A 25,166-nucleotide genomic window follows, 5' to 3' on the forward strand; every position below is an offset into this window, starting at 1 on the left:
ACGAACGAAGAACGCCACGGCGCCCTACCCCTTCCCGAGGGGCACAGCACACCGAAACCAGGAGGGCTCACACCTCCCCTCCGCCACCCTGGGGCTACCCCCACCCTTAAGGGAACGGCTGCCCGGATGGGCAACGGAGGCCGCACCCAACACCCTTGCCCCATGCGATCTTTCCACCGCAAGGCCCTCCTGCTCGCCCTCTCCACGACGGCCTGCGCCGCGGCGCTGACGGCTCCCGCGCAAGCGCGCCCGCAGACACCGGAACCGGGAACGGCGAGCCTCAACTGGCAGCCCTGCGAGCCGGCTCCGGCCGGATCCGGCACCGACCGCTCCCCCGTCCGCGAGTGCGCCACGCTCTCCGTACCGCTGGACTACGCGGCCCCCGGCGGTCCCCAGGCCGACATCGCGGTGGCCCGTCTGCGCAGCGACCGTCCCGAGGCCCGCCGCGGCACCCTCCTCCTCATCCCGGGCGGACCGGGCGGTTCCGGCCGCGACCGGCTCGCGAGGAAGGGCGCCGAGCTGCGCGAACGTACCGGCGGGGCGTACGACGTCGTGAGCCTCGACCCGCGCGGCGTGGGCGGCAGCAGCAAGGCGGACTGCCGGCTCACGGACGACGACCGCGAGCTGACCCACCTGCGCCCCTGGCCGGGCCCGGGTGGCGACATCACCGAGAACGTCGCCCGCGCCCGCCGCGTCGCACAAGCGTGCGCACGTGACGGTGGCGCCCTCCTGCGCAGCATGTCGACCGCCAACGAGGTCCGCGACATCGACCGCCTCCGGCAGGCGCTCGGCGAGGAGAAGCTGTCGGCGTGGGGCGTCTCGTACGGCACGTACGTGGCCGCCGTCTACGCCCAGAAGTACCCGCAGCACACGGACCGCTGGGTCCTGGACAGCACCGGCGACCCGGACCCTTCGCGGGTGGAGAGGGGCTGGTCGGCGAACATGTCGTCCGGCGCGGACGACCGCTTCCCGGACTTCGCGCGGTGGGCGGCGGACCCCGCGCGGGACACGGCGCACCGGGTGGCCGGGCGGGTGGAGGACGTGCGGCGGGAGTTCCTCGCGGTGGCGGAGAAACTGGACGCGAACCCCCGCGGGTTCCAGGACGCGGGCCACTTCCCCCTCACGGGCAACCGCCTCCGCCAGGCGCTCCAGCAGGCCCTTTACAGCGAGGGGACGGGCGAGGAGGGCACGTTCGCCAGGGTGTCCGCGCTGATCGTCGCGGCCAGGGACACGACCGGCCCGCTGACCGTGCCCGACCCGCTGCCGGCCGGCCCCATATCGCAGGACCAGGCGGCGGTCCTGGTCGCCACGCTCTGCAACGACGTGAACTGGCCGCGCTCGGTGGGCTCCTACGCCCGTGACGTCGCCGCCGACCGGATCCGCCACCCGCTCACGGCGGGCATGCCGGTGGGCATCCTCCCGTGCGCCTTCTGGAAGGGCGGCGCGCCGGAGAAGCCCACCCGCATCACCGCGGAGGGCCCGTCGAACATCCTGATGATCCAGAACCTGCGCGACCCGTCCACGCCCCACCGCGGCGCCCTGAAGATGCGCGAGGCCCTGGGCGACCGCACCCGCCTCATCACGGTCGACGCGGGCGGCCACGGCTCCTACCTGGGCAACGGCAACGCCTGCGGCGACCGCGAGGTGACCGGCTTCCTCACCGAGGGCACCCGCCCCGACCAGGACAAGGTCTGCGCGGCCGAGCCCGCGTAACCCCGGACCACCACCCCTCGATCCTCACGCATCCCGCACGCACCACCACACCCCGTGGTGTCGACGTGTCGTCAGTTATCTACGCTGTCCCCAAAGGGGAGGGGCGTACGCAGTGGCGTTATGGGATGAAGTGGCCGCCGTCCGCGCGGGTCAGGGGCGGTCCGCCGCGATGATCGGGGAGTTCCGGCGGACCGCCGTACTGGTGCCGCTGGACGACGGAGGCGGGCTGTGGACGGCCGGCTTCGAGGGTGTGTGGTGGATCCACGCCTTCACCGACGAGCCCGCCCTGGCCCGTTTCGCCGTGGCGCACGGCGAGCGGCGCGACTGGGAGTACCGCACCGTGCTCGGCGCGCGGCTCCTGGACGTGGTGGTGCCGGGCCTCGGTGAACCGGCGGGTGTGGCCCTGGACGTGGGCGGCGAGCGGCCGATGCTGTTCCCGCCCGTCGCGGGGATCGTGCCGGACGACGTGGCGGTGGCGCTGTGAGCGGGCAGGGGCCCTCCGGCGACGGCACGCTGGACGCGAGCCCCACCGCGCTGGCGCTGATCACCAAGGGCCTGGGGGACGCGATCGCGGAGCTCAAGGAGCTCGGCCTGATCGGCGAGGCGAATGTGGGGCGCGGTTTCGAGGACATCGCCCTGTCGGGCTTCCAGTTGGGCCACGAGGGGCTCGCCGCGCAGTTCAAGGAGTTCTGCGAGCGCTGGGAACGGGGCGTGCGCGACCTCGTCCAGGACGGGAACGAGTTCGCCAAGCGGGTGGGCCTGTCGGCGGGCCTGTTCTACGAGCAGGACAAGTACCAGGAGGGCGCCTGGAAGGTGTTCGGGGCGGCCTGGGGCGCCAATCCGAACATGTCCGACGCGGACGTCGAGAAGATGTCCTGGGACGAGATCCGCGCGAACGGCAACTTCGCGAAGGCCGACTACAGCGGGAAGTCGTTCTCGGACGCCTGGAACAACGGCCGGAAGACCTGGAGCGGCGTCGTCGAGGACTACGAGGACGACCCGTCGTTGCCGAGGCTGGCCCGGCGTGCCGTGAACGCCCCGCAGGAGCGGCCGGGCGCGGGTGAGGACCGGTGAGCAGCGTCTGGGACCCGTTCAAGAAGGCCGTGGACAAGGTCGGCGACAAGGGCGAACACCTCTGGAACGCGGGGAAGAAGAAGGTCGGCGAGGGCGTCGACTGGGCCACGGACCAGGTCGGCGGCGGTCTGGAGCACATCGGGTTCCACGGCGCCGCCGACGCGGTCGAGGACTGGGGCGACCGGACCGGCTCCGCGCTCGGCGCGAAGATCGCGGAACAGCAGCTCGGGCAGACCGAGGAGGCGAACGAGCTCGTCCACGGCAGCGCGAAGGAGATCCGGGCCTCCGCCGGGCACCTGAAGGACTTCCACGCCGCCTTCGATCGCGTCGGCAAGGGGATGAGGGCCCTGGACGCGAGCCACTGGCGCGGACAGAGCGCGGAAACGTTTCGGGCGAAGTTCGAGATGCACCCCACGCAGTGGCTGCACGCCGCCGACGCGTGCGAGAAGGCGTACAAGGCCCTGGATTCCTACGCGGACACCGTGACCTGGGCGCAAGGTCAGGCCAAGGAGGCGGTGGCCGCCTACAAGGAGGGCAAGGCGGCCACGAAGAAGGCCTCCGACGCGCACAAGGCGCTGGTGGAGGCCTACAACGACGCGGCGGACACGTACAACGCCAAGCTCGCGGCCGGCAAGGACCCGGGCGCCCGCCCGGCCCGGCCCGGGGAGTTCAGCGACCCGGGAGCTGCGAAGGTCAAGGAGGCCCGGGAGATCCTGGCCCGCGCCCGGTCGCAGCGGGACTCCGCCGCCGGGAAGGCGCGGGAAGCGGTCGAGGGGGCCCTGGCGCACGCGCCGAGGAAGGCCGCTTTCACGGACCGGCTCTCGCAGGACTTCGCCGACTTCCGGACGGCGTCCGTCATCGAGGGCAACCACTTCGCGGGCGGCGTCGTCAAGGGCGCCGGCGGCGTCGTGAAGTTCGTCCGCGGCGTCAATCCGATCGACCCGTACAACCTCACCCACCCCGCGGCCTATCTGGACCACCTGGACACCACGATCGCCGGCCTCGCCGCTCTCGGGAACCATCCGGAGCGCACACCGCAGGTGCTGCTCGGTGACGGCTGGGGCAAGGACCCGAGCGAGGCCACCGGCCGGCTCTCCCTCGACCTGGCCTCGGCGCTGGGCACGGGCGGCGCGGGCGCGGGGGCGGGCGCCGGCCGGCGCGCGCTGGCCACGGGGGCGCGGGAGGGAGCGGAGGGCCTCGTCGGCAGCGGCGGCCGGAGGACGGGCACGGAGGCCGCCGAGAGCGGGGCCGCCGCGCGGCGGCAGGTGGAGAGCGACCCGAAGGCGGGCGGCCAGCGGAACAGCCAGAAGTGCACCGGCCCGACCGACCCCGTCAACCTCGCCACCGGGCGGATGTTCCTCCCGCAGACGGACGTCGCGCTGCCCGGCGCGCTGCCGCTGGTCTTCCAGCGGCAGGCGGAGTCCGGCTACCGGGCGGGCCGCTGGTTCGGCCCGTCGTGGGCGAGCACCGCCGACGAGCGGCTGGAGATCGACGCCGAAGGCGTGGTCCTCGTCCGCGCGGACGGCATGCTGATGGCCTACCCCCACCCGGCACCCGGCGTCCCGACCCTCCCGTCCGAGGGCCCCCGCTGGCCGCTCACGAGCAGCGGGGCCGGCGGGTACGCCGTCACCGATCCGCTCACCGGGCGGACCTGGCACTTCACCCCGTACGGCGCCGGGCCGGCCCTGCTGGACCAGGTGTCCGACCGCGACGGTCACCGGATCACCTTCGAGTACGACCCGGACGGCACCCCGACGGCCGTCGCCCACGACGCGGGCTACCGCGTGCGCATCACGACCGAGGCCGGCCGGATCACCGCCTTGCACCTGGAGGGCGGCGGGCCGGGCGACACCGACGCGGAGCTGATCCGCTACGGATACACGGACGGCGACCTGACGGACGTCGTCAACTCCTCCGGTCTGCCCCTCCGCTTCACCTATGACGAACGCGGCCGCATCACCTCGTGGACGGACCGTAACGACAGCCGCTACGTCTACGCGTACGACGACGAGGACCGCTGCGTCTTCGAGTCGGGCGACGAAGGCCACATGCGGTGCTCCCTGGAGTACGGGGAGCGTGACCCCGCGACGGGCCTCCGCGTCACCACTCTGACGGACTCCCTCGGCGCCACGAGCCGCTACACCGTCAACGACGCCCTTCAGGTCGTCGCCGAGACCGACCCGGCGGGCGCGACCGTCCTCACCCGCCAGGACCGCTGGAACCGCGTCCTCTCCCGGACCGACGCACTCGGCCGGACGACGGAGTTCCGCTACGACGAGGACGGCCGGCCGCTCTCGGTGACCCGCCCCGACGGCCGGACGGCCTCGGTCTCGTACGACGCCGGCGGCCGGCCGGGGACCTTGACCGCTCCGGACGGCTCCGTCCACCACCAGACCTTCGACGCCGACGGCCGCCGCACCTCGGTCACCGACCCGGCGGGCTCGGTCACTCTGTTCGGCTACGACGCGTACGGGCACCCGGCGTCGGTGACGAACGCCGTCGGCGACGTGACGCGCGTGCGGTGCGACCGTGCGGGGCTGCCGGTGGAGATCACCGACCCTTTGGGCGGGGTGACGACCTACCGCCGGAACGCCTTCGGCCGCGTCACCGCGATCACCGATCCGCTCGGGGCGACCACCCGGCTGTGGTGGTCGGTCGAGGGCAAGCTCGTCCGGCGGGTGGCGGCGGACGGCGCGGAGGAGACCTGGACGTACGACGGCGAGGGCAACTGCGTCGCGCACACGGACGCGACGGGCGGCGTCACCCGCTCCGAGTACACCCACTTCGACCGGTTGTCCGCGCGGACCGGCCCGGACGGGGCGCGGTACGAGTTCGCGCACGACACGCGGCTGAGGCTGCTGGGGGTGACGAACCCGCAGGGGCTGACGTGGAGCTATACGTACGACGGCGCGGGCAGGCTCACCGCTGAGACCGACTTCGACGGCCGCACCCTCGCGTACGCGCATGACGCGGCGGGGCAGTTGGTCTCCCGTACGGACGATCTGGAGCAGGTGATCGCCTACGAGCACGACGCGCTCGGCCGGGTCGTGCGGAAGGACGCGGCCGGTGCGGTCACGACGTACGCGCACGACGCGGCCGGGCGGCTCGTCGAGGCGGTGGGGCCGGACGCCACGCTCGTCTTCGGCCGGGACCGCCTGGGCCGGGTCAAGTCGGAGACCTGCGACGGCCGCACGCTGACGCACGCCTACGACAGGCTCGGGCGCCGCACCCGCCGGGTCACGCCGACGGGGGCGGTCAGCGCCTGGACGTACGACGCGGCCGGCCGCCGCGCGTCGGCGACCGCCTCGGGCCACACGTTCACGATGGAACACGACCCGGCGGGGCGGGAGGTCGCGCGGCACTTCGGTGAGGCGCTGACGCTGACGCACGCCTGGGACCCGGCGGGGCGGCTCACCGAGCAACGCCTGCTGAAGGACGACGCGGACCGCGTGCAGTCCCGCGCGTACACGTACCGCCCGGACGGGCACCTCACCTCGGTCGACGACCACCTCGCCGGCGCCCGCGCCTTCGCGCTGGACCCCGTGGGCCGGGTGACGTCCGTTACCGGGGCGGGCTGGTCCGAGCGGTACGCCTACGACGCGGCGGGCAACCAGACGGAAGCGGCCTGGCCCGCGTCCCACGCGAGCCAGGAGTCGCTCGGCTCCCGCTCGTACACCGGTACCCGCATCACCCGGGCGGGCAAGGTCCGTTACGAGCACGACGCGCTGGGCCGGATCGTCGTCCGCCGCAAGCCGCGGCTGTCCCGCAAACCGGACACCTGGCGGTACGAGTGGGACGCGGAGGACCGGCTGAGGTCGGTGACCACGCCGGACGGCACGCGGTGGCGGTACCGCTACGACCCGCTGGGCCGCCGCATCGCGAAACAGCGCCTGACCGAGTCGGGCACGGTGGCCGAGGAGGTGACCTTCACCTGGGACAGCGCCACGCTCGCCGAGCAGACGACGACCACGGCCGACTGCCCGGCTCCGGTGACCCTGACGTGGGACCACGACGGCCTGCGCCCGATCGCGCAGACGGAACGAATATCGGCGGCGGACGCCCCCCAGAAGGAGATCGACAGCCGCTTCTTCGCCATCGTCACGGACCTGGTGGGCGCACCGAGCGAACTCGTCACGGAACAGGGCGAGATCGCCTGGCGCAGCCGCTCCACACTCTGGGGCACGACCACCTGGCCCACGGACAGCCCGGCCTACACCCCGCTCCGCTTCCCGGGCCAGTACTTCGACCCGGAAACGGGCCTGCACTACAACTTCCACCGGCATTACGACCCGGAGACGGGGCGCTACGCGTCCCCGGATCCTTTGGGACTGTCTCCGGCTCCGAACCCGGCTACGTATGTACACAATCCGCATACGTGGGCGGATCCGCTGGGCCTGGCGCCTTGCAAGACCGGGTTCATAGGCCGTCTGCGAAACATGTTCGGCAGACAAGATAATTCCGCCAGCGCACCAGAGGCGGCATACAATAGGCAGCCCCCGATGTTGGAGCCCGCAAGGCCGGGCATCGGAGAGGTGGCAGAACTTTACGGCCCTTTCCATAGGCTCGGGTCCCCGACTCAGACTAGCGAAGTAACTCAGCAGGTGATCGATTCCGGGCAGCTATGGGGACGAGAATCACGCTGGGGAGGAAATCCCATGCCTCAGGCCCACCGGGGCCCGCTTCCCGACGGCGCCCCATCAGGGAGCTTTGAATTCTACACATCCGTCGCACCGAAGCCTGAAAGGAACACCCCTCCAGGATACGCAGCTTGGGAGTTGGGGCGCGAGCCGGGCGTCATAGGGTTCCAGCATAATGGTGAGGAATTCGGAGCCATCCCGGCCTATGTCACCGAGGTAAGGTAGCGAGACTTGAGACGAATTGACGCACAGCGCTTTCACGGATCTCCTCAGAGGTACGTGGCCCAACTGGACATCACGCTGGAGCAGGCTGCAGCAAGGTGGGGATCCCACGATCTGTCGCATGACGATCTCGGACCATGGCTCACTTTCGCCTTCACCTTGAACAATGGAACGCTCGCGGCCTTGGTCCGGGAGGTCGAAAACGCGCCCAGCCCAGGGTTCATCTTGACCGCAATCGGCAGCTGCGAGCCGGCCGACACACTGAAAGAGTTCCTTACCGAGGCAGATCTCAGCCCCAATTGTGTACTCCACCGGGGTTTCTGAATTCCTCGCAAGGAAGACGCCACCAGAAGCCGGACTCCACCGAGCCCAGCTGGTCGAGCAAAGGAGACCGAAGGAGAGACGGGCAGCCGGTACAGCTTCCGGCCCAGCCGCGGGATACACCCTCAAGAAGGGTCCGATGCTGGGTGCGCCGACTGCCCGAAGTTGGGGATGCCGCCTGGCGGCCGCCGCAGAACCCAGGACACCGGAATCATGTCCACACCAGGAACTCCGGTCATGCCGCCCCGCCCCGTGCTATTCCGACTTCGCCCGCCGCAAGACGTGCAGCTCGCAGATGTCCGGGTCCTCCGCGTAGCGGTACATGCGCGGCCCCTCGCGGGTGCCTGCGACATCGAAGCCGAAGCCGCTGTACGTCTGCCGAAACGCCTCGGGTTTCGCTTTCCACCCGGCACCGTTGAATGCCTTGCCCTCGAAGGACAACTCGACGTCGTCGCCCACGATGGCGGTGTCTCCCGCCGGCTCCAGCCTCCAGGTCCCCGCGCCCCCACCCGCACGCCTCGGATCGTCCGGATAGTTGAATTCCGGCCAGTCGCTCGCGGTGAACGTCCCGTCCGCCTTGAGCTCGACCCTCCCGAACGGATCCGCCGCGTAGGCGCCGATCAGATCCTCCCGAGTGAGCCCCGCCGGGCGTTTGCCCTCCACTCCGCAGCCGAAGTAGTTCGCGCATCCGGTCGTGGTGAGCGACGCCCCCACGACCAGCGCGCCCACGAGCCCCAGGGCATGCCACCGCATCTCGACCTCTCCCCTACGTGTCGATGAAGCCGAACGGCCTCAGCCTCCCAGAGGGGCGTTTACGCACGTCATTTGGGGTACCGTCCCGAAAACAGACTCCCCGTCCGGTCTGCCCGCCAGGGGCGGCGCCCTGTGATGCCCGTCATACCCCCTACCGCCCCCACCCCCGCCCGTTAGATGGTGATCTTCCGCGTCGTACGTGACCACCAGTAACGACGGCCCCTACCCGCAAGTACCTCGGAGGTGCAGCATGGTTGAGATCGGAAAGCTCACGCCGGCCGACAGAGAGGCCTGGGAGGCCCTGTTCCGCGCGTACATCGACTTCTACGAGCGCGACGAGCCGCAGGCGATGTACGACACGTCGTGGAGCGAGTTCCAGGCCGACACGCGGATGCACGCGTTCGGGGCGAAGGTGGACGGGAAGCTCGTGGGGATCACGCACTTCTTCGTGCACGCCAACACCTCCGGCCCGGACGTGTGCTATCTCCAGGACCTGTTCACCGGGCCGGAGGCGCGCCGTAAGGGTGTCGGCGAGGCGCTGATCGCGGCCGTGGTCGACTGGGCCAAGCAGCGCGGGTGTTCGCGGGTGTACTGGATGACGCACGAGACGAACGCCACGGCGCGGAGCCTGTACGAGAAGGTGGCCGTCAACAAGGGCTTCCTGCGGTACCAGATCGAGCTGCCGCGCTGACGGACGTCACCCCGCGTACGCCACCTCCTCCCGCCGCGGGTCGGCGCGGAACGTGCGGCGGTACGTGTCCGGAGGCACTCCGAAAGCGCGGTTGAAGTGGCGGCGCAGCGTCGCCGCGCTGCCCATCCCGACGCGGGCCGCGATGTGGTCGACGCTGTCGTCGGTGCTTTCGAGGAGCTCCTGCGCGCGGTGCAGGCGCTGTGTCAGGAGCCACTGCAACGGCGTCGTGCCGGTGACCGCCGTGAAGTGCCGGCCGAGGTTCCGCGAGCTCATGTGGGCGCGGCGGGCCAGGTCGGTGACGGTCAGCGGCTGGTCCAGCCGTTCGAGGGCCCAGGCCAGCACCTCGGCGAGGCCCGGCCCGTTGTCGGGCGGCACGGGGGCGGCGATGAACTGGGCCTGGCCGCCCGAGCGGTGCGGCGCGACGACGAGCCGGCGGGCCACCGCGTTGGCGACGGCCGTGCCGTGGTCCGTGCGGACCAGGTGCAGGCACAGGTCGATCCCGGCGGCCCGGCCCGCCGAGGTGAGGACGGAGCCCTCGTCGATGTACAGCACCCTGGGGTCGACCTCGACGCCGGGATAGCGCGCGGCCAGCAGGTCCGCGTGCAGCCAGTGCGTGGTGGCGCGCCGCCCGTCGAGCAGGCCGGCGGCGGCCAGGGTGAAGGCGCCGGTGCAGATGGAGGCCACCCGCGCGCCGCCCTCGTGCGCGGCGCGCACGGCGTCGACCAGGTCGGCGGGCGGGGGCGCCTCGACGTCGTGGCAGGCGGGGACGATGACGGTGTCCGCGGCCGCGAGCGCGTCGAGGCCGTGCGGGGTGTCCGCGTGGAACCAGCCCCCGACCTGCGCGCCGGCCGGGGCGCAGACGGTGAAGTCGTACCAGGTGTCGACGAGATCGGGCCGCTCGGTGCCGAATATCGCGCAGGCGGCCGCCAGTTCCAGCAGGGGCATGCCGTCGGTGACGGCTAACGCTACAGAAGCCATGTCCGTAACTGTACGCATCTTGTCGTTCCGGACGCTCGTGGCGAGGGGCGGGAAGTCGCCAGCATGTGGGCATGACCAAGCACGCGTTGACTTACCGCGACACCCCGGCGGGGAGTGCCGGGCCGCCGCCGGCCATCGACAAGTGGGCCTGGCTGCGCGCCGGGGTCGCCGTGGCGGCGGTGGGCTGGGGAGCCAACCAGTTCGCGCCGCTGCTGCTGCTCTACCGCTCCGAACTCGGCCTCTCGGCCGCGACCGTGCAGGCCACCTTCGGTCTGTACGCCATCGGGCTGGTCCCGGGCCTGCTGCTCGGCGGTCCGGTCTCGGACCGGTACGGCCGCCGCCGGCTGATCCTCCCGGCGCTGTTCATCTCCCTGCTCGGCAGCCTGCTGCTGATCGCGGGCGGGGACGCGCTGGGGCTGCTCTTCGCCGGCCGCGTGGTCTCCGGCATCGCCAGCGGCGCGGCCTTCAGCGCCGGCGCCGCCTGGATCAAGGAGCTCTCCCTCGCCGGGTCCGCCCGCGAGGCGAACCCCGGCCCCCGGCGGGCGACGATCACCATGACCATGGGCTTCGCCATGGGTCCCCTGGTGGCCGGTGCCCTCGCCCAGTGGGCGCCGTCGCCGACGGTGGTGGCGTACCTGCCGCACCTCGCCCTGACGCTCGTCTCCATCCCGCTGGTCATGCGCACGCCCGAGACCTGTGTGTCCAAGCGGCAGGACAGCCTGCTGCGGCAGCTGAAGGTGTCCGCGGTGCGCGAGCCCAGGTTCCGCAGCGTCGTGATGCCCCTGGCGCCCTGGGTGTTCGGCTCCGCGTCGGTCGCCCTCGCCTATCTGCCGGGCCTGGTCAAGGACCAGCTCGGGGACAGCGCCCTCGTGTTCAGCGCCTGCGTCACCGCGCTCACCGGTTTCGCGGGCATCCTCGTGCAGCCGCTGGCCCGCCGGGTGGACGACCCGCGCAAGCCCCGTCTGATCGCGATGTCGATGGCGATCGTCGTCGCCGGTCTGCTCGTCGCCGCGGCGGCCGCGCAGTGGTCGCAGCCGGTGCTGGTCGTGGCCGGGACGCTGGTGCTCGGCGCGGGTTACGGGTGCTGCCAGGTGTGCGGGCTGCTGGAGGTGCAGCGTCTGGCCCACCCGAAGGACCTGGCCGGGCTGACGGCCGTCTACCAGGCGCTCTCCTACATCGGGTTCGCCGCGCCGTTCCTGCTGGCCGCGTTCCAGGAGGCGATCCCCGCGAGCCTGCTGCTGGTCATCGCGGCGGGTCTCGCCACCCTCACCCTGATCTGGACGAGCCTGCGGGCCGTACGTGTCCAGGGCGCGGCGGATGCCACGGGCCCCCTCGGCGTGACCGCGACAGCGGCCGGCGCGGGCGCGCCCACCGGCGTCACCGCCCCCGTCCTCACCGACGGCACCGCCCCCGTCCCCGCCGGCGGTGTCCGCTCCGGCGACGGGCCCGCCTGAGTCCATGGCGGGAGGGCGGGCAGCCCCCGGACCCGCCCCCTCGCCCCCCGCACCGCGGGGTCCCATGGCGCCCCCGAGCCCTGGGACCCCGCGAATGCCTTTGCCCCGTAAGGAGTTTCGCCGCCTCCCCCCTCACCACATCCATGCACCTACCAATCAGTAGCCCATGAGTTACCGATTGGTATTCGTGGGCCGGGAGCACCACCCTCACCCCCACCGTTCGATCGACGGCCAACCGACGGGCCGACCGGTATTTATGCGGCCTTGACGCCCCCGCCGCCCACCTTTCGATGGCGAGAGTGTGTGGCGCGGCCCACACTCATCTAGTTTCCCACTGCATTCGAATCGCGGAACAAGGCATTCCACAACGCCTTTCCGCAGGTCACAGCAGCCTCTATTCAAGGATTGCCCTCTTGAATATTCAGGGTTGACCTATCCCACTCCTTCATGGAGGATTGGTGACGTCCTTGGAGAAGACATTCACACACGGACGGGCACGGCGGTGACGAACCGGCTTCAGCCGGTGACGCCCGCCGGCGCCCGAGCTACGGGGGTATTCACCATGCGGCCCAACCTGATGTGACCTCGGTCGGCGGCACCGTCGACGCACGCCCCGCCACGGATCGCCACGCGCGACGCGGCCGGTGGCGCGGTCCTCGCCGCACACCGTGAAACAGCGCCGGTGAAATGGGCCTTCCGGCCCGGAGCACCGGATTCCCGGAACGCCCTTCCCTCTCTTACCGCCCGACGAAACGCTCCCCGGTCCGGCTCCGCCGGATCCTCTCGGCAGAGCGTGGGGCATGGCGGAAAGACACGGCGACCACCCGGCGCTGCCTTTCTTTCGTCCCACCATTCCAGTCCCACCATTCCATGGGCCTGAGAAATACCTTTCCCGTGATGTCCTGTCGTCACGGCCGATGTCCCACAGCCGGCGCTGCCCTGCCCTGAATTACGGGCCCGCGTCCGCGCACCCCATCATTCCGATGAATCACCTCACGGTGGCCCCGTCGAATTTCCCCATGCGCATCAGCGGTGGAATCCGACGGAAAGGCCTCCGCTGTCACCCGCCCCCGAAGTCGCCCCCGCATGCCCCGCGGCGGCGCGGCCGACGAGCCACGAGGAAAAGGGATTCGCCATGTACGTACGTACCGCGGCCGAGGACGGCCACGTACGCAAGAACGGCATCGACGTCCGCCAGCTCTACCCCTGGGACGGCGTCGTCGTACCGCCCTGGAACAGCACCTTCTGCACCGTCCGGCCGCACGAGTCGAGCACGGAGCACGCGCACGCCACGGACGAGACGTTCATCTTCACGGCCGGGTCGGGCACGGTGCAGGTCGGTGACGAGCTGCGCCCCGTGACCGAGGGCGACGTCATCTACATCCCGCACGGCAACGCCCACATCGTCACCAACACCAGTGACGACGCGCCGCTGACCTTCATCAGCGTCTACTGGCTCCAGCCCGCCACCGGCGGCGACCAGGCCACCGGCGGCGCGCAGGCCACGACCGGAGAGCCGGCCCGTGCCTGAGCCGACCACCACCCCCGCCCCCCGCCGCGTCAACGTCAGCTTCTCCCCGCCCACCCCCAACGGCGACCTGCACCTGGGTCACCTGTCCGGGCCGGTGCTGGCCAGCGACGTGTGCGCCCGTTCCCAGAAGATCCTGGGCAACGACGTCGTGTACGCGTGCAGCACCGACGACAACCAGACGTACGTGGTCACCACCGCGCAGCGGCTGGGCGTGACGCCCGAGGCCCTCATCCAGGAGGCCCTCGACAGCGTCCGGACGTCGCTGGACCTGGCCGGCGTCGAGGTCGACCTCTTCGAGCGGCCCGACGCCGACTACACGGAGTTCGTCCGGGACTTCTTCACCCACCTGTGGAAGCACGGCGCGTTCGACCGGCGCGAGGTCGACCTCCCGTACGACGCCGAGGCCGGGGAGTACCGGGCCGAGGCGTTCGTGACGGGCCGCTGCCCGACCTGTCTCGCCCACGCCCGGGCGGGCGTCTGCGAGGCCTGCGGCCTGTACAACCTGCCCGGTGCGCTGCTGCCGAGCGACTCCGCCACGGCGCTGCCGACCCGTCCCGTCTCCATCTGGGTCCTCGACCTGGAGCGCTACCGGTCGATGCTCACCAACTGGTACCGGTCCTCCGACGTCGAGCTCCGGCCCGACCTCCGGAAGGTCGTGGCCCGGACCCTCGAAGGCCGGCTGCCGTACATCCCGATCACCTACCCCAGCGACTGGGGCATCCAGGTGGACTGGGACGGTCCGGACGCCCCGCCGCAGGCCGTCAACGCCTGGCCGGAGATCTACGTCGGCCACCTCTACTGGCCGCAGAAGGTCCGTGAGCAAGGGCGGTCGGGCTGCGACGAGTTCGTCCAGTTCATCGGGATCGACAACGGCTTCTACAACGCGTTCGTCTACCTCGCGCTGAAGCTGCTCGCGGTCCGGCACGGCCTGCCCGTCGAGCTCCCGGTCACCCGCACGCTCACCAACCAGTACTTCCTGCTGGAGGGCCGCAAGTTCTCCACCAGCAAGGGCGACGTGGTCTGGGCGCGCGAGTACCTGGAGAAGGCCGGCCGGGACCGGGCGCGGTTCGTCCTGTCGCTGACCAGCCCGGAGCTCCAGCAGTCCGAGTTCAGCGAGCAGGTGGCCGTCAACACCCTCCGGGACCGCTTCGACACCCCCCTCGCCACGATCGTCGAGACACTCGGCGAGCGGCTCGCGGGCCGGAGCGTCGACGCACCGCCCTCACCGTGGTGGACCACCGCGATCGAGGCCAGCGTGCGGCGCTTCGAGGCCGCGTACGACCTGGAGGGCTTCAGCATCCGCAAGGCGGCCGAGGCGCTCGCGCTGCACCTGGAGGTGCTCGCGCTGCGGGCCGGGCAGGTGCGGACCGACGACGCGAGCGACGTGTCCGGCGCCCTGCTGTTCCTCTGGACGCTCCGCACGCTCGCCTGGCCGGTCACTCCGGACCTGTCCGCCGCGGTGGCCGAGGCGTTCGGCGCCGGTCCCGCGGGCGCGGCCGCACCGCTGCTGCGGGACGCCGCGGTCCCGCCGGCCGGGGCGTTCGGCGCGCTCGTCGTCTGAGCGGACGGCGCCGGGCCCACGGGCTCCCCTTCGACTTCACCCTCTCCCTCACGTACGTACACACCCTCACAGAAAAGGTTTCCGCCATGCTGCGCACCTTCATGCGTTCGAAGATCCACCGCGCCTCGATCACCGACAGCAACCTGAACTACGTCGGCTCGATCACGATCTCCCCCGAGCTGCTGGACGCCGCCGACATCGGCGTCCACGAGCTCGTCCACGTCGTCAACGTCAACAACGGCGCCCGGTTCGAGACCTACACGATCCTCGGCGCGCCCGGCGCCAACGAGGTCATCGTCAACGGCGCCGCCGCGCGCCTCGTCCAGCCCGCCGACAAGGTCATCATCATCGCCTACGGCCAGCTGTCCGAGGACGAGGTCGAGAACCACAAGCCGCGCGTCGTCCACGTGGACGACAGCAACAAGATCATCGAGACCGCCACGGCGGCATGACCGGGGCGCACCCTTCCGCCGGAAGGCCGGCCGAAAGGCCGGCCGGACGGCCCCCGCCCGACGTTTTACGTACGCGATATGCCGAAGGTGCGTGAGCAATGACGGATCAACAGATCTACTCCGTGCTGGGCGTCGGGTTCGGCCCGGCGAACCTGTCCCTCGCGGTGACCCTGGAGGAGCTCGGCTGGACCGGCCGGTCGCGGTTCGTCGAGCGGGCCGGCGACTTCCAGTGGCAGGACGAACAGCTGATCGCCGGCGCGGACATCCAGAACAATCCGTTCCGCGACCTCACCATGCCGCGCGACACCGGCAGCCGCTACACCTTTGTCAACTACCTGGCCTCGCAGGGCAGGCTGACCGACTACCTCCACCTGAACGCCAAGTTCCCGCTGCGCCGGGAGTACGCGGGCTATCTGCGCTGGGTGGCCGACGCGTTCCGCGGGTCGGTGGACTACGGCGAGTCGGCGACGCGGCTCTCCGTGGTGGACTCCCCCGCCGGTGAGGTGTTCCGGCTGGAGACCGGCAGCGGCCGGGAGTACCTGGGCGAGAAGGTCGTCATCGGCACCGGGCGGTCGCCGCGCATCCCGGCGGTGTTCCAGCGCAGCCTGGGGCCCTCCGTCTTCCACGCGACCCGGTACCTCAGCTCCATGCGCCGCCTGAACGGCCGCGACCTCAAGGTGGCGGTCGTCGGCGGCAGCCAGAGCGCGATCGAGATCGTGCTCGACCTCCTCAACCGGCCGGACGTCGGGCAGGTCGTGTCCGTCCAGCGCGGCATCGGATTCCGGCTCAAGGACACCAGCCCGTACAGCAGGCGGGTGTTCCTCCCGGAGTTCATCGACTACTTCTATCCGCTCCCGAGCGAGGCGAAGCAGCGGATCCGCGCGGAGCTGCGCTCGATCAACTACGCGGCGTGCGACCAGGACGTGATCGACCGGCTGGCGAGTGTGCAGCACGAGTACGAGCTGATGGGCTCGGACCGGCTGCGCATGCTGACCTTCTCCGAGGTCGCCGAGGTCACCCCGCACGCGGGCGGCGCCGTCAACCGGCTCACGGTGCGCGACGTCAACCACGGGACGCTCAGCGCCTACGACGCCGACGTCGTGATCCTGGCGACGGGCTTCCGGGACTTCGGCCTCGGGCCCGACGACGAGCACTACCACCCCTTGCTGGAGGGCGTGGCCGACCGGCTCGCGCTGAACGACTACGGGCTGCCGGCCGTGGCGCGCGACTACTCGGTGCCGGTGCGGCAGTCCTACGGGCCGCGCCCGCTCCGCCTGTACCTCAACGGTCTGTGCGAGGCGAGCCACGGCATGGGGGACGCGGGGGCCCTGGCGGTGCTCTCCGCCCGGTCCACCGACATCGTCGAGTCCCTCATGCTCGAACCGGACGTCGTCCCCGAGCGGGACGGCGGGCTCCCGGCGGACGGACTCGTCGCCGGGGAGCGGCTGCGGGACGAGGCGCTCCGGTGACGACGCCCGACCGTGCCACCGGCGGCGTCGCCGCCGGTGGTGCGCCCTCCGACGGTCGTGACGCGGGCACCGGCGCCGCAGCCTCTGACGGTCGTCACGCCGGCGTCACACCCGAGGCCGCCACGGCCGGCGTCACGACCGCCCGCGTCACGGCCGCCGACGTCGCCGTCATCGGCGGCGGGATCATCGGCCTCGCCACCGCCGAGCGCCTCTCCGCCCACGGCCTCTCGGTCGTCGTCATCGACGAGCGCGGGCCGGCGGGCGGCGTGACCGGGGCGTCCGGCGGGCTGGTCCGGGCGCTCGACCTCTCCTCCGCCGCCCACTCCTGGGCGGCGGAGGGGCTGGACCGCTACCTGCGGCGCGGCGACCACGGCCGCTGGCCCGCCGTGCGCGAGGACGGCAGCCTCACCCTGTTCGGCGCGGACGACACCGCGCGGGCGGTGGAAGGCGTCGAGCGGGTCCGGGCCACCGGCCACGGGGCGGAGATCCTGGACGCCGGGGAGATCTCCCGGGCGTTCCCCGGCCTCGCGGTCCCCGAGGGCTTCACCGGCGTGTACGAGCCCCGCGCCGGCTGGCTGCCCGCGCGGGAGACGGCCGAGGCGATGCTGCGCGACGCCGACTCCGTCACCTTCCTCGGCGGGGTACGGGCGCTGGAGATCGTCACCGCGGGCTCGCGCGTGACGGGCGTCCGCACCACCGCCGGCCTCGTGACCACCCCCGCGGTACTGCTCGCCGCGGGGGTCCACAGCACGGAGCTGGCGCGGACCGCGGGCGTGGAACTGCCGCTGCGCACCCGGTCGGTGAGCTTCTGCGTGTTCGCACCGCGCGGCCGGGAGACCGGCGGCGCGGGCGCCCCCGGCCCGCTGCCGGCCGTGCTCGACTCCACGACCGGTGGCTGGCTGCGCCGGTGGGACGACGGCACGGCCGTGCTGGCCGGGGTGCCGTCCCCGGCGCGCGACGTCCCCCCGGCGGTGACGCGGGGCGTCCCCGCCGCCGAGGAGGAGCGCGTACGGGCCGTGGCGCGTCACCGGTACCCCGGGCTGGCCGACGCGGACCTCGTCGGCGGGGTCACCGCCTACGACGCCCTCGCGCCCGGCGACATGGGCACGGTGACGGCCTGGCCGGACCCGTACGGGCTGGTCACGGCCACCGGCTGGAACGGCGGCGGCTTCAAGCAGGCCCCGGCGGCCGGGCGGTACGCGGCGGGGCTGCTCCGCGAGGTGCTCGCGTGACGCCGGGCGCGGGCGGGGTGTGGCGGCCCCGTCCCGGCCGGTTCCGTGCCCGGCCCGGCGCGGCCCGCCTCAACCCCACCGACGAGATGCTCCTCGGCGCGGAGCGGGCCCTCGGCTCGTCCCGCGTCGTGCAGGTCCTCTGGCGGCTCCCGGCCCCGGTGTCCCCGGAGGCCCTGCGGGAGGAGTGGCACCGGCTCGACCGCGGCAGGCTCAGCCGCCGCCCCGCTCCGGCCCGGATCCCGGGCGGCCGCCGCACCTGGGTCCCCGCGCACAACACGGAGCCGCCGCGGCACCGCGCCGAGGCGCTGACCGACGACACGGTGCCGGACTGGCTCGACGAGCAGGTCCGCGCGCCGCTCCCGGCCGGCTCCTCGGCGCTGTGGCGGCTCGCGGCGGCGCCGTACGGGGCGGGCTCGCTCGTCTCGCTCACCGTGCCGCACTTCCGCTCCGACGGGCTCGGGATCTTCACCGCCCTCGGCGAGGAGGGGCCCGTACCGGCCGGTCACGCGGGCCGGGCCCCGGGCGCGGCGGCACGGGAGCTGGCGGGGTGGGCGGCCCGGACCCTCGCGGACCGGGAGGAGCGGGCCCGCCTCGTGTCCGCCCTCCGCGCCGCACCGAAGCCAGCGGGCCCCGGCTCGGACCCGCGCTTCTTCACGACCGCGTTCTTCGACCTGGACGCGGCGGCGTGGGAGGAGCGGGCGAGGGCCCACGGTGGCACGGCGAACAGCCTGTTCGTCGAGATCGCCGCCAACCTCGTACGCGCCCGGGTGCCCCGGGCCGGCCGCGCCCCGCTGCGGGTCGGGGTCCCGGTGAACCTGCGGCGGGGCCCCGCCGACCTGCGGGCCAACGCCCTGGTCGTCGTCCCGCTGGCGGTCCCGGCGGGCGAGCCGCAGCACACGGACCTGCGGCGGACCCGGCTGGAGACCAAGGCCGCGCTGGAGGGTTCGGGCGAGCACAGCACGACGCTCGTACCGGAACCGCTGTGGCACCTGCTGCCGGGCCGGTACGCCGGGCGGCTCAAGGCGCCCGGTTCGCAGGCCACGGACGTGGTCGCGTCCAACTTCGGCGAACTGCCGGAGGGGGTGGCCCGGTTCGCGGGCCAGCGCGCGGACCGTACGGCCCTGCGCACGATGAACGTGCCCGGCGTCGTACCGGAGCGGGCGGGGCTGCGCGCGTCGCTGTGCCTGGTGCGCGCCGGGGAGCGGCTGACCGTGACCGTGACGGGGATGCCGGACCACTTCGGCGACGCGCGGTCGCTGCGGGGCGCGGTCACGGAGGAGTTCGCGGCGTGGGGGCTGCGGGCGGAGGCCTGGTGGGCGGGTTGAGCGAACTTCGCCGACCGGGCCGGGCGGGCGGACGGGAATCACGGACACGACGAGAAGGAGAGACGAGCATGCCCGACAGCGCCGTACCGGGGAGCACCCTGCCGGGAGGCCCGGCCGTACCGCCGCCGACGGTCGCGGACCGGTGGTTCCGGACGTGGCCCGACTCGTCGGTCCTGGACCGGCCGCGGCTGATGGCCAGGTCCCTGATCGACCTCGCCGACCTGGACGACCGGATCGTGTTCTACGAGCGTCTCCTCGGCGTCCCGGCCGACCTGCGCATGCCGATCCCCGACTTCGGCGGGCTCGAACTGGCGGCGGTGGGCAACCTCCTGCTGATCGCCAGCGAGCGGCCGTTCACGCCGGTACAGCGGCGGACGGCGTACTCGCTGATCGTGCCGTCGCTGGCGGGCCAGCTCGCCCTGCTGGAGCGTACGGGGACGAGCGTGCTGGAGCCCGTCGAGACGATCCTGCCGGGGTCGCGGGCCCGGGTGCGCTACCCGGACGGGCTGCTCGCGGAGCTCGTCGAGCACCGGCCGCGGCCGGGCGAGCGGCCCGACCCGCGCCCGGGGACGGCCGTGCCGGAGCCGGTGGCCACGGGCGTGCGGCTGCTCCCGCGCTGCGCGGTGCCGGCGGAACGCTTCGCGGACGCCGTGCGGTTCTACGAGACGGCGCTGGAGGCGGAGGCCGAGACGGGTGTGCTGCCGGGCCGCCCGGACGGCGGCGCCGGGCCGGTGCTCGTGGGGAACCTGCTGCTGGTGGCCCACGACGGGCCGGCCGAGCCCGTCTCGTTCGCCCTGCTGGCGCCTTCGGCGGAGAAGGTGGCCGCGCTGGCGGGAACGGGCCGGCACTCCGGCCGGACGGTGAGCGGCCGGACGCTGATGCCGCTCGCGAGCGGGGTGTCGGCGGAGGTCTGGGAGGGGTTTCCGGACCCCGCCGCGGCGGCGGGGCGCCGGTCCTGAGACGGTGCGGGTGATGACGGTGGCCCTAGGGGCCGTTGGGACTGCTGAGGAGCGTTGATGACGTCTGGCGCGGTGGGTCTGCCCGAGTCCTTCTACCGGCGCGTGGGTGACGGTCGTTACGAGAGTACGAGCGCCACGGCCGGCCCGTGGAGCCCGGACGCCCAGCACGCCGGGCCGCCGTCGGCGCTCCTCGGGCGCGCCCTGGAACGGCACGAGGCCCGGGAGGGCTTCCGGGTCGCGCGCGTGACGCTGGAGATCCCGCACCCGGTGCCGGTCGGCGAACTCCGGGTCGACGTGCGCACGGTCCGCGGGGGCCGGCGCACGGAGCTCGTCGAGGGCGAGGTCAGCGCGGGCGGCCGGACCGTCATGCTCGCACGGGCGTGGCGGGTGGCCGAGAGCCCGAAGGACACGCCCGCCCTCCGCCCGGAACCGACCCCGCCGCCCCTGCCGGGCCCGCAGCCACCGCACGGCATCACCGGCGCCCATCTCGACGGCTACGTCTCGGCGATGGAGTGGCGCTTCGTCTCCGGCGGCTTCGACACCCCGGGCCCGGGCGTCGCCTGGGCCCGCCAGCGCGTCCCCCTCGTCGCGGGCGAGCCCGACACCCCCCTCACCCGCGCCCTCACCCTCGCCGACAGCAACTGGGCCGTCGCCTTCGAACTCGACCACGCACGGCGTCTCGTCATCAACACGGACGTCACGCTGGCCCTCCACCGCGATCCGGTGGGCGAATGGCTCTGCCTGAGCGCGGCGACATCGGCGAGTCCGTCGGGGTCGGGGCTGGCGGTGGGGCGGCTGGACGACGCGGAGGGGGATTGCGGGCGGGTGGTGCAGACGCTGCTTGTCGCGGAGCGGTGACGTTCGTTGGCGGCGGGGGTTGGGGGCGGGGCTTTTCCCCACCCCGCCCCTTCCCGAATGTCCTCAGGCGCCGGACGGGCTGGGTTCCGCCTCAGCAGTGGCGCTTGCCGTAGGTCTTGGCTCCGGTTTCGGGGAGGTCGGCCCAGACTTTGGTGCCTTCGGTGGTGGGGGTGGGGTCGGTGATGCCCCAGGTTCCGCCGCATTCGCGCACGACGCAGGCGAGGAGGAGCAGGAGGCGCTTCCTGCTGCTGGTGCAGTGCGCGGCGTGGACGGGGTCGCTGTGGCTGCTGTGGGGGTCCCAGTTGACGAGGCGGAGGATGCCTTCGCGCCAGCGGAGGGAGTAGTAGAGGTCCTGTCCGGGGGCGAACAGGGCGCCGCAGGTGACGAGTTCGGTGATCACCTGGAGCGCGGGGTCGAGGAATACGGCCAGGTCGTGGCCGTAGAGCGCGGACCGGACGGTATGCCGTGCGACGGCCGCGGAGCGGGGGTCTCCGGGGACGGTGAAGCTGTAGGCGAGCCGGGCCCGGGCTTTCGGGGCGGGGACCCCGTCCGGGGCGGGGTGACGCACGACGTCCTGCGTGATCAGTGGACAGAGCGTGATGGGGTTCGCGGTCGCGGTGGGCATGGAGGTGTGCATGGGCATGCGGCAGCTCCCGTACGGGTGTGGGGTGTTGGGGTACGCGCGCGCCGGCCGGTGGCTTGTCTCCCTGGGCGGGCGCATGCCTCTCCCAGGGCAGGAGGTGCGGGCATGCTCGCGCCGATGCGCTTCCGGCTCACGCGGTGCGTGACTGGTGCGCTATCGAAGCTAGGGCATCGCGGAGTACACGTACTACCAATTCGCGAAAGGATCACCTTTCGGTGGACCGGGCGTTCCGCGCGCGGGCAGACTGGCGCCGACACCACGCCCAATGGGAGCCGGGAGAAGCCGCATGCCCCCGAGGAGTACGCCGACCGCTCGCCAGAAGCGCCTCGGCTCGGAGCTGCGCAAGATGCGCGTCGCCGCAGGGATGACGACGGAGGCGGCCGCCAAGCTGCTGGGCGTACCTCGCACGAACCTGCCGAACATGGAGTCGGGGCGATCGGGCATCAGCGCGGAACGCGTTCGCGTACTCGCCGACCATTACGGCTGCACGGACGCGCGCTGGGTGGACGCGTTGGCCGCCATGGCGAGTGAACGTGTCAAAGGCTGGTGGGAAAGCTATCGCAACGTACTTCCCCAGCTGGCGTTGGACCTGGCCGAGTCCGAACATCACGCGACACACCACAGGTCGGTTGAGATCGTCCACATTCCTGGCCTCTTGCAGACCGAGGATCACATTCGCACAATGTTCACTTACGCCGACCCCACGAGGAAGTCGGCCGAGGTCGAAATCCGGGTCGCCTTCCGGATGGATCGCCGCACGGTGATCGAACGGGAAGTGCCGATCGAGTTCGATGCCATCGTCCACGAAGCCGCCCTACGGATCAAAGTAGGCGGCCGGAAAACCGCTCGCGCGCAGCTGCGGCACTTGCTCACGATGGCTGAGCAGACCAACGTGACCGTGCGCGTGATTCCCTTCGATGCCGAGGGTTTCGCCGGTGCGGGGAACGCGATGCTCTACCTCAGCGGTGCAGTACCCCAACTCGACACCGTACAGATCGACACTGCGCATGGAAGCATCATCCTCGACGAGGATGCACAGCTCAGGCGGTACCGAGACCGGTTGGCCAGGATCACCCGATCGGCCTTGGGGCCCCGGGAGTCACTGGACCTGATCCACCGGATCGCTGAAGAGATGTGAAAGGCCGAGCCATGTTCTCACCTATCGTCTGGCAGAAGTCCTCCTATTCCAGCGGTTGCGAGGACGAGAACTGCGTCGAACTCAGCAGAACCGCGGCTGCCGTTCACCTCCGTGAGAGCGACGCCCCCACCGTTTCTCTCGCCCTCACACCCCTCCGCCTCGCGGGCCTCATCCATACCGTCAAGGCCGGCGTCCACGACAGGGGACAGTGACACACACGAGCAATAGTCACCGCTCCAGGTAGGCCAGAACCGCCAGCACCCGCCGGTTGTCCGAGTCGCACGCGTGCAGCCCCAGCTTCGGGAAGATGTTCCCGATGTGCTTGGCCACCGCCTTCTCCGTGATGAACAGCGCCTCCGCGATCCCCGCGTTGGAGCGGCCTTCGGCCAAGGCGGCCAGAACCTCCCGCTCGCGCGGCGTCAGGCTGCCCACGCCCTGGTCCCGGTCCTTGCTGGAAAGCAACTTCGTGACGACCTCGGGGTCCATGACCGTGCCGCCGTCCGCGACGCACCGGATCGTGGTCATGAACTCCGCGCCGTTGGAGACCCGGTCCTTGAGGACGTAGCCGACCGCGCCCGCGCCGTCCGCGAGGAGTTCGCGGGCGTAGAGCGGCTCCACGTACTGGGAGAGGAGGAGCACCGGCAGGGCGGGGAGCCGCGAGCGGGCCGCGAGGGCCGCGCGGAGGCCCTCGTCGGCGAAGGTCGGGGGGAGGCGGACGTCGACGACGGCGACGTCCGGGCGGTGGGTGGTGAGGGCGGCGAGCAGGTCCGGGCCGTTGTCGACCGCGGCCACCACGTCGTGGCCGAAGGCGCCGAGGAGGCGTACGAGGCCGTCCCTCAGCAGGAAGTGGTCTTCGGCGAGGACAACACGCACGGGATCTCCATCGTCACCAGGGTCGGGCCGTTGAGGGGGCTGCTGACGGCGAGGACGCCGTCGAACGTGGCGAGCCGCCGCTCGATGCCCCGCAACCCCGTGCCGCGCGCGATGTCCGCGCCGCCGCGGCCGTCGTCCGTGATGCCGACCCGCAGCATGCCGCGATCGTAACGGAGGTCCACCCAGACCCGGTCGCCGCCGGAGTGCTTGGCCGCGTTGGCCAGGATCTCGGACACCGCGAAGTAGACGGCCGACTCCACCGGCGGCTCCGGCCGGCCCGGGAGGTCGACGACGACCTCGGCGGTCAGCGGGCTGACCAGGGCGAGGGCACGTACCGCGTCGGCGAGGCCGCGGTCGGCGAGCACCGGTGGGTGGATGCCCCGGACGAGGTCGCGGAGTTCCTCCAGGGCCTTGGAGGAGGACTTCCGGGCCTCGATCAGCAGCGAACGCACGGCCTCCGGGTTCGAGTCGAGGAGGTGCTCGGCCGCGTCCAGGGTCATGCCCATCGCCACCAGCCGGGCCTGCGCGCCGTCGTGGAGGTCGCGTTCGATACGGCGGATCTCGGCCATCTGCGTGTCGACGGCGTCGGAGCGGGTGACGGACAGGTGCTCGATGCGGTCGGCCATCCGCGCCACCTCGCTCGGGGCGAGCAGCGAGCGGGTCCAGGCGCCGTGGGCGCGGACCGTGCGCGGGGCGAGCCACAGGGCGAGCGGCAGGTGGAGTACGCCCAGCACGCCGGCGAGCACCGCTGTCCTCGGCCCCTCGACCGGGATGAAGTCGAACCAGAGCCCGTCCCACTCCGCCGACAGCTCCGCCCCGAAGAAGGCGAGGCCCATGCCCCAGAACCCGCTCAGGATCAGGCCGATCGGCAGGAACGCCAGCGTCACGCCCACGACCGGGTCGAGCGTCACCCACAGCCAGTCCCGCCAGGTCTGGGTGTCCTGGGCGATCCACCGGCAGCGCGCCAGCAGCCCCTTGTCGGCCGGTTCCGGCGTGTACGGGACCGGGACCGGCTCCCCCGACCACGCGCCCGCCAGCTCCCGCTGCCGGTTGGCCACCCGCCGGACGCCGCCCACGACCGCCGGCAGCACCAGCAGCCCCAGCCCGGGGAGCGAGACCACCACCCCGAGGACCAGGAACGACATGACGGTCGCCGCGATCCCCAGCCCCCACAGCGTCAACGACCGCCGCAGGCCGCGCACCCCCTCCGCGAACACACCGCCGCCCGTACCGTCCACGACCGCGATCCCACCCATCCGACCTGCACCTTTCCCCCATGAAC

General features: G+C 72.2%; 21 protein-coding genes. 16 read left to right on the forward strand and 5 right to left on the reverse strand.

Annotation, left to right across the window (positions count from 1 at the left end; genetic code table 11):
* The first annotated feature begins 162 nt into the window (after window positions 1–162).
* From SMD11_RS12915 to SMD11_RS12930, 4 genes are all read left to right on the forward strand, one after another.
* Window positions 163–1,713, forward strand: a complete 1,551-nt coding sequence (locus SMD11_RS12915) for an alpha/beta hydrolase (protein ID WP_087926603.1) — start codon at window positions 163–165, stop codon at window positions 1,711–1,713.
* A gap of 112 nt (window positions 1,714–1,825) precedes the next feature.
* The gene (locus SMD11_RS12920; RefSeq protein WP_159395289.1) at window positions 1,826–2,197 is read left to right on the forward strand and encodes an SseB family protein; all 372 of its coding nucleotides are present in this window, start codon (window positions 1,826–1,828) and stop codon (window positions 2,195–2,197) included.
* A complete protein-coding gene (locus SMD11_RS12925) occupies window positions 2,194–2,787 on the forward strand; it encodes a hypothetical protein (RefSeq protein WP_087926605.1) in 594 nt (197 codons plus the stop codon). The genes SMD11_RS12920 and SMD11_RS12925 overlap by 4 nt, the downstream gene beginning before the upstream one ends.
* Window positions 2,784–7,649 (forward strand): putative T7SS-secreted protein, encoded by a 4,866-nt coding sequence (locus SMD11_RS12930; protein WP_234366015.1) that lies wholly within the window; start codon window positions 2,784–2,786, stop codon window positions 7,647–7,649. The genes SMD11_RS12925 and SMD11_RS12930 overlap by 4 nt, the downstream gene beginning before the upstream one ends.
* Before the next feature lie 573 nt (window positions 7,650–8,222).
* On the opposite strand, the gene SMD11_RS12940 is transcribed toward SMD11_RS12930, so the two are convergent.
* A complete protein-coding gene (locus tag SMD11_RS12940; RefSeq protein WP_159395290.1) occupies window positions 8,223–8,696 on the reverse strand; it encodes a hypothetical protein in 474 nt (157 codons plus the stop codon).
* A 274-nt stretch (window positions 8,697–8,970) separates the two neighbouring features.
* Between SMD11_RS12940 and SMD11_RS12945 the strand changes: the two genes are divergently transcribed.
* Complete coding sequence (locus SMD11_RS12945; protein WP_087926608.1) at window positions 8,971–9,411, forward strand: GNAT family N-acetyltransferase; 441 nt, start codon at window positions 8,971–8,973, stop codon at window positions 9,409–9,411.
* 6 nt (window positions 9,412–9,417) lie between these two features.
* Here SMD11_RS12945 and SMD11_RS12950 read toward each other — a convergent pair whose 3' ends face one another.
* On the reverse strand, window positions 9,418–10,389 hold the full coding sequence (locus tag SMD11_RS12950; RefSeq protein WP_087926609.1) for a helix-turn-helix domain-containing protein: 972 nt from the start codon (window positions 10,387–10,389) through the stop codon (window positions 9,418–9,420).
* A 71-nt stretch (window positions 10,390–10,460) separates the two neighbouring features.
* Between SMD11_RS12950 and SMD11_RS12955 the strand changes: the two genes are divergently transcribed.
* The 9 genes from SMD11_RS12955 (at window position 10,461) to SMD11_RS12995 (ending at window position 21,230) form a co-directional block, all read left to right on the forward strand.
* Complete coding sequence (locus tag SMD11_RS12955; RefSeq protein WP_087930470.1) at window positions 10,461–11,843, forward strand: MFS transporter; 1,383 nt, start codon at window positions 10,461–10,463, stop codon at window positions 11,841–11,843.
* Window positions 11,844–12,978: 1,135 nt separating this feature from the next.
* Complete coding sequence (locus SMD11_RS12960) at window positions 12,979–13,374, forward strand: cupin domain-containing protein (protein ID WP_087926610.1); 396 nt, start codon at window positions 12,979–12,981, stop codon at window positions 13,372–13,374.
* Complete coding sequence (locus tag SMD11_RS12965) at window positions 13,367–14,935, forward strand: class I tRNA ligase family protein (protein WP_087926611.1); 1,569 nt, start codon at window positions 13,367–13,369, stop codon at window positions 14,933–14,935. Before SMD11_RS12960 ends, SMD11_RS12965 begins: the two co-directional genes overlap by 8 nt.
* Before the next feature lie 86 nt (window positions 14,936–15,021).
* Window positions 15,022–15,387 (forward strand): aspartate 1-decarboxylase, encoded by a 366-nt coding sequence (gene panD, locus SMD11_RS12970; RefSeq protein WP_087926612.1) that lies wholly within the window; start codon window positions 15,022–15,024, stop codon window positions 15,385–15,387.
* Between the two features lie 98 nt (window positions 15,388–15,485).
* A complete protein-coding gene (locus tag SMD11_RS12975) occupies window positions 15,486–16,856 on the forward strand; it encodes a SidA/IucD/PvdA family monooxygenase (protein WP_087926613.1) in 1,371 nt (456 codons plus the stop codon).
* Window positions 16,853–18,088, forward strand: a complete 1,236-nt coding sequence (locus tag SMD11_RS12980) for an NAD(P)/FAD-dependent oxidoreductase (RefSeq protein ID WP_234366016.1) — start codon at window positions 16,853–16,855, stop codon at window positions 18,086–18,088. The genes SMD11_RS12975 and SMD11_RS12980 overlap by 4 nt, the downstream gene beginning before the upstream one ends.
* Complete coding sequence (locus SMD11_RS12985) at window positions 18,085–19,413, forward strand: hypothetical protein (protein ID WP_234366017.1); 1,329 nt, start codon at window positions 18,085–18,087, stop codon at window positions 19,411–19,413. Before SMD11_RS12980 ends, SMD11_RS12985 begins: the two co-directional genes overlap by 4 nt.
* 68 nt (window positions 19,414–19,481) lie before the next feature.
* Entirely contained in the window at window positions 19,482–20,372 is an 891-nt protein-coding gene (locus tag SMD11_RS12990) for a VOC family protein (protein WP_087926614.1), read from the forward strand.
* A 57-nt stretch (window positions 20,373–20,429) separates the two neighbouring features.
* Window positions 20,430–21,230: a thioesterase family protein gene (locus tag SMD11_RS12995; protein ID WP_087926615.1), complete on the forward strand. Its 801-nt coding sequence runs from the start codon at window positions 20,430–20,432 to the stop codon at window positions 21,228–21,230.
* Window positions 21,231–21,321: 91 nt separating this feature from the next.
* On the opposite strand, the gene SMD11_RS13000 is transcribed toward SMD11_RS12995, so the two are convergent.
* Window positions 21,322–21,873 carry a hypothetical protein gene (locus SMD11_RS13000; protein WP_087926616.1) on the reverse strand — a complete coding sequence of 184 codons (552 nt, stop codon included), beginning with the start codon at window positions 21,871–21,873 and terminating at the stop codon, window positions 21,322–21,324.
* A gap of 286 nt (window positions 21,874–22,159) precedes the next feature.
* On the opposite strand from SMD11_RS13000, the gene SMD11_RS13005 reads away from it, so the two are divergent.
* Both SMD11_RS13005 and SMD11_RS37305 read left to right on the forward strand, forming a co-directional pair.
* Window positions 22,160–23,011, forward strand: a complete 852-nt coding sequence (locus SMD11_RS13005) for a helix-turn-helix domain-containing protein (RefSeq protein ID WP_087926617.1) — start codon at window positions 22,160–22,162, stop codon at window positions 23,009–23,011.
* Window positions 23,012–23,022: 11 nt separating this feature from the next.
* A complete protein-coding gene (locus tag SMD11_RS37305; protein ID WP_087926618.1) occupies window positions 23,023–23,223 on the forward strand; it encodes a DUF397 domain-containing protein in 201 nt (66 codons plus the stop codon).
* Window positions 23,224–23,239: 16 nt separating this feature from the next.
* On the opposite strand, the gene SMD11_RS13015 is transcribed toward SMD11_RS37305, so the two are convergent.
* Both SMD11_RS13015 and SMD11_RS13020 read right to left on the reverse strand, forming a co-directional pair.
* Window positions 23,240–23,884 carry a LuxR C-terminal-related transcriptional regulator gene (locus SMD11_RS13015; protein WP_087926619.1) on the reverse strand — a complete coding sequence of 215 codons (645 nt, stop codon included), beginning with the start codon at window positions 23,882–23,884 and terminating at the stop codon, window positions 23,240–23,242.
* Window positions 23,848–25,140: a sensor histidine kinase gene (locus SMD11_RS13020; RefSeq protein WP_087926620.1), complete on the reverse strand. Its 1,293-nt coding sequence runs from the start codon at window positions 25,138–25,140 to the stop codon at window positions 23,848–23,850. Before SMD11_RS13020 ends, SMD11_RS13015 begins: the two co-directional genes overlap by 37 nt.
* Between the last annotated feature and the right edge of the window lie 26 nt (window positions 25,141–25,166).

It is taken from the genome of Streptomyces albireticuli (assembly GCF_002192455.1).
GTDB lineage: Bacteria > Actinomycetota > Actinomycetes > Streptomycetales > Streptomycetaceae > Streptomyces > Streptomyces albireticuli_B.

What these genes read in the sequence shown, in the direction of transcription:
- SMD11_RS12915 (WP_087926603.1), top strand. Translation starts at nt 163, where the DNA reads ATGCGATCTTTCCACCGCAAGGCCCTCCTGCTCGCCCTCTCCACGACG.
- SMD11_RS12945 (WP_087926608.1), top strand. Translation starts at nt 8,971, where the DNA reads ATGGTTGAGATCGGAAAGCTCACGCCGGCCGACAGAGAGGCCTGGGAG.
- SMD11_RS12950 (WP_087926609.1), bottom strand. Translation starts at nt 10,389, where the DNA reads ATGGCTTCTGTAGCGTTAGCCGTCACCGACGGCATGCCCCTGCTGGAA.
- SMD11_RS12955 (WP_087930470.1), top strand. Translation starts at nt 10,461, where the DNA reads ATGACCAAGCACGCGTTGACTTACCGCGACACCCCGGCGGGGAGTGCC.
- SMD11_RS12960 (WP_087926610.1), top strand. Translation starts at nt 12,979, where the DNA reads ATGTACGTACGTACCGCGGCCGAGGACGGCCACGTACGCAAGAACGGC.
- panD (WP_087926612.1), top strand. Translation starts at nt 15,022, where the DNA reads ATGCTGCGCACCTTCATGCGTTCGAAGATCCACCGCGCCTCGATCACC.
- SMD11_RS12975 (WP_087926613.1), top strand. Translation starts at nt 15,486, where the DNA reads ATGACGGATCAACAGATCTACTCCGTGCTGGGCGTCGGGTTCGGCCCG.
- SMD11_RS12990 (WP_087926614.1), top strand. Translation starts at nt 19,482, where the DNA reads ATGCCCGACAGCGCCGTACCGGGGAGCACCCTGCCGGGAGGCCCGGCC.
- SMD11_RS12995 (WP_087926615.1), top strand. Translation starts at nt 20,430, where the DNA reads ATGACGTCTGGCGCGGTGGGTCTGCCCGAGTCCTTCTACCGGCGCGTG.
- SMD11_RS13000 (WP_087926616.1), bottom strand. Translation starts at nt 21,873, where the DNA reads ATGCCCATGCACACCTCCATGCCCACCGCGACCGCGAACCCCATCACG.
- SMD11_RS13005 (WP_087926617.1), top strand. Translation starts at nt 22,160, where the DNA reads ATGCCCCCGAGGAGTACGCCGACCGCTCGCCAGAAGCGCCTCGGCTCG.
- SMD11_RS37305 (WP_087926618.1), top strand. Translation starts at nt 23,023, where the DNA reads ATGTTCTCACCTATCGTCTGGCAGAAGTCCTCCTATTCCAGCGGTTGC.
- SMD11_RS13020 (WP_087926620.1), bottom strand. Translation starts at nt 25,140, where the DNA reads ATGGGTGGGATCGCGGTCGTGGACGGTACGGGCGGCGGTGTGTTCGCG.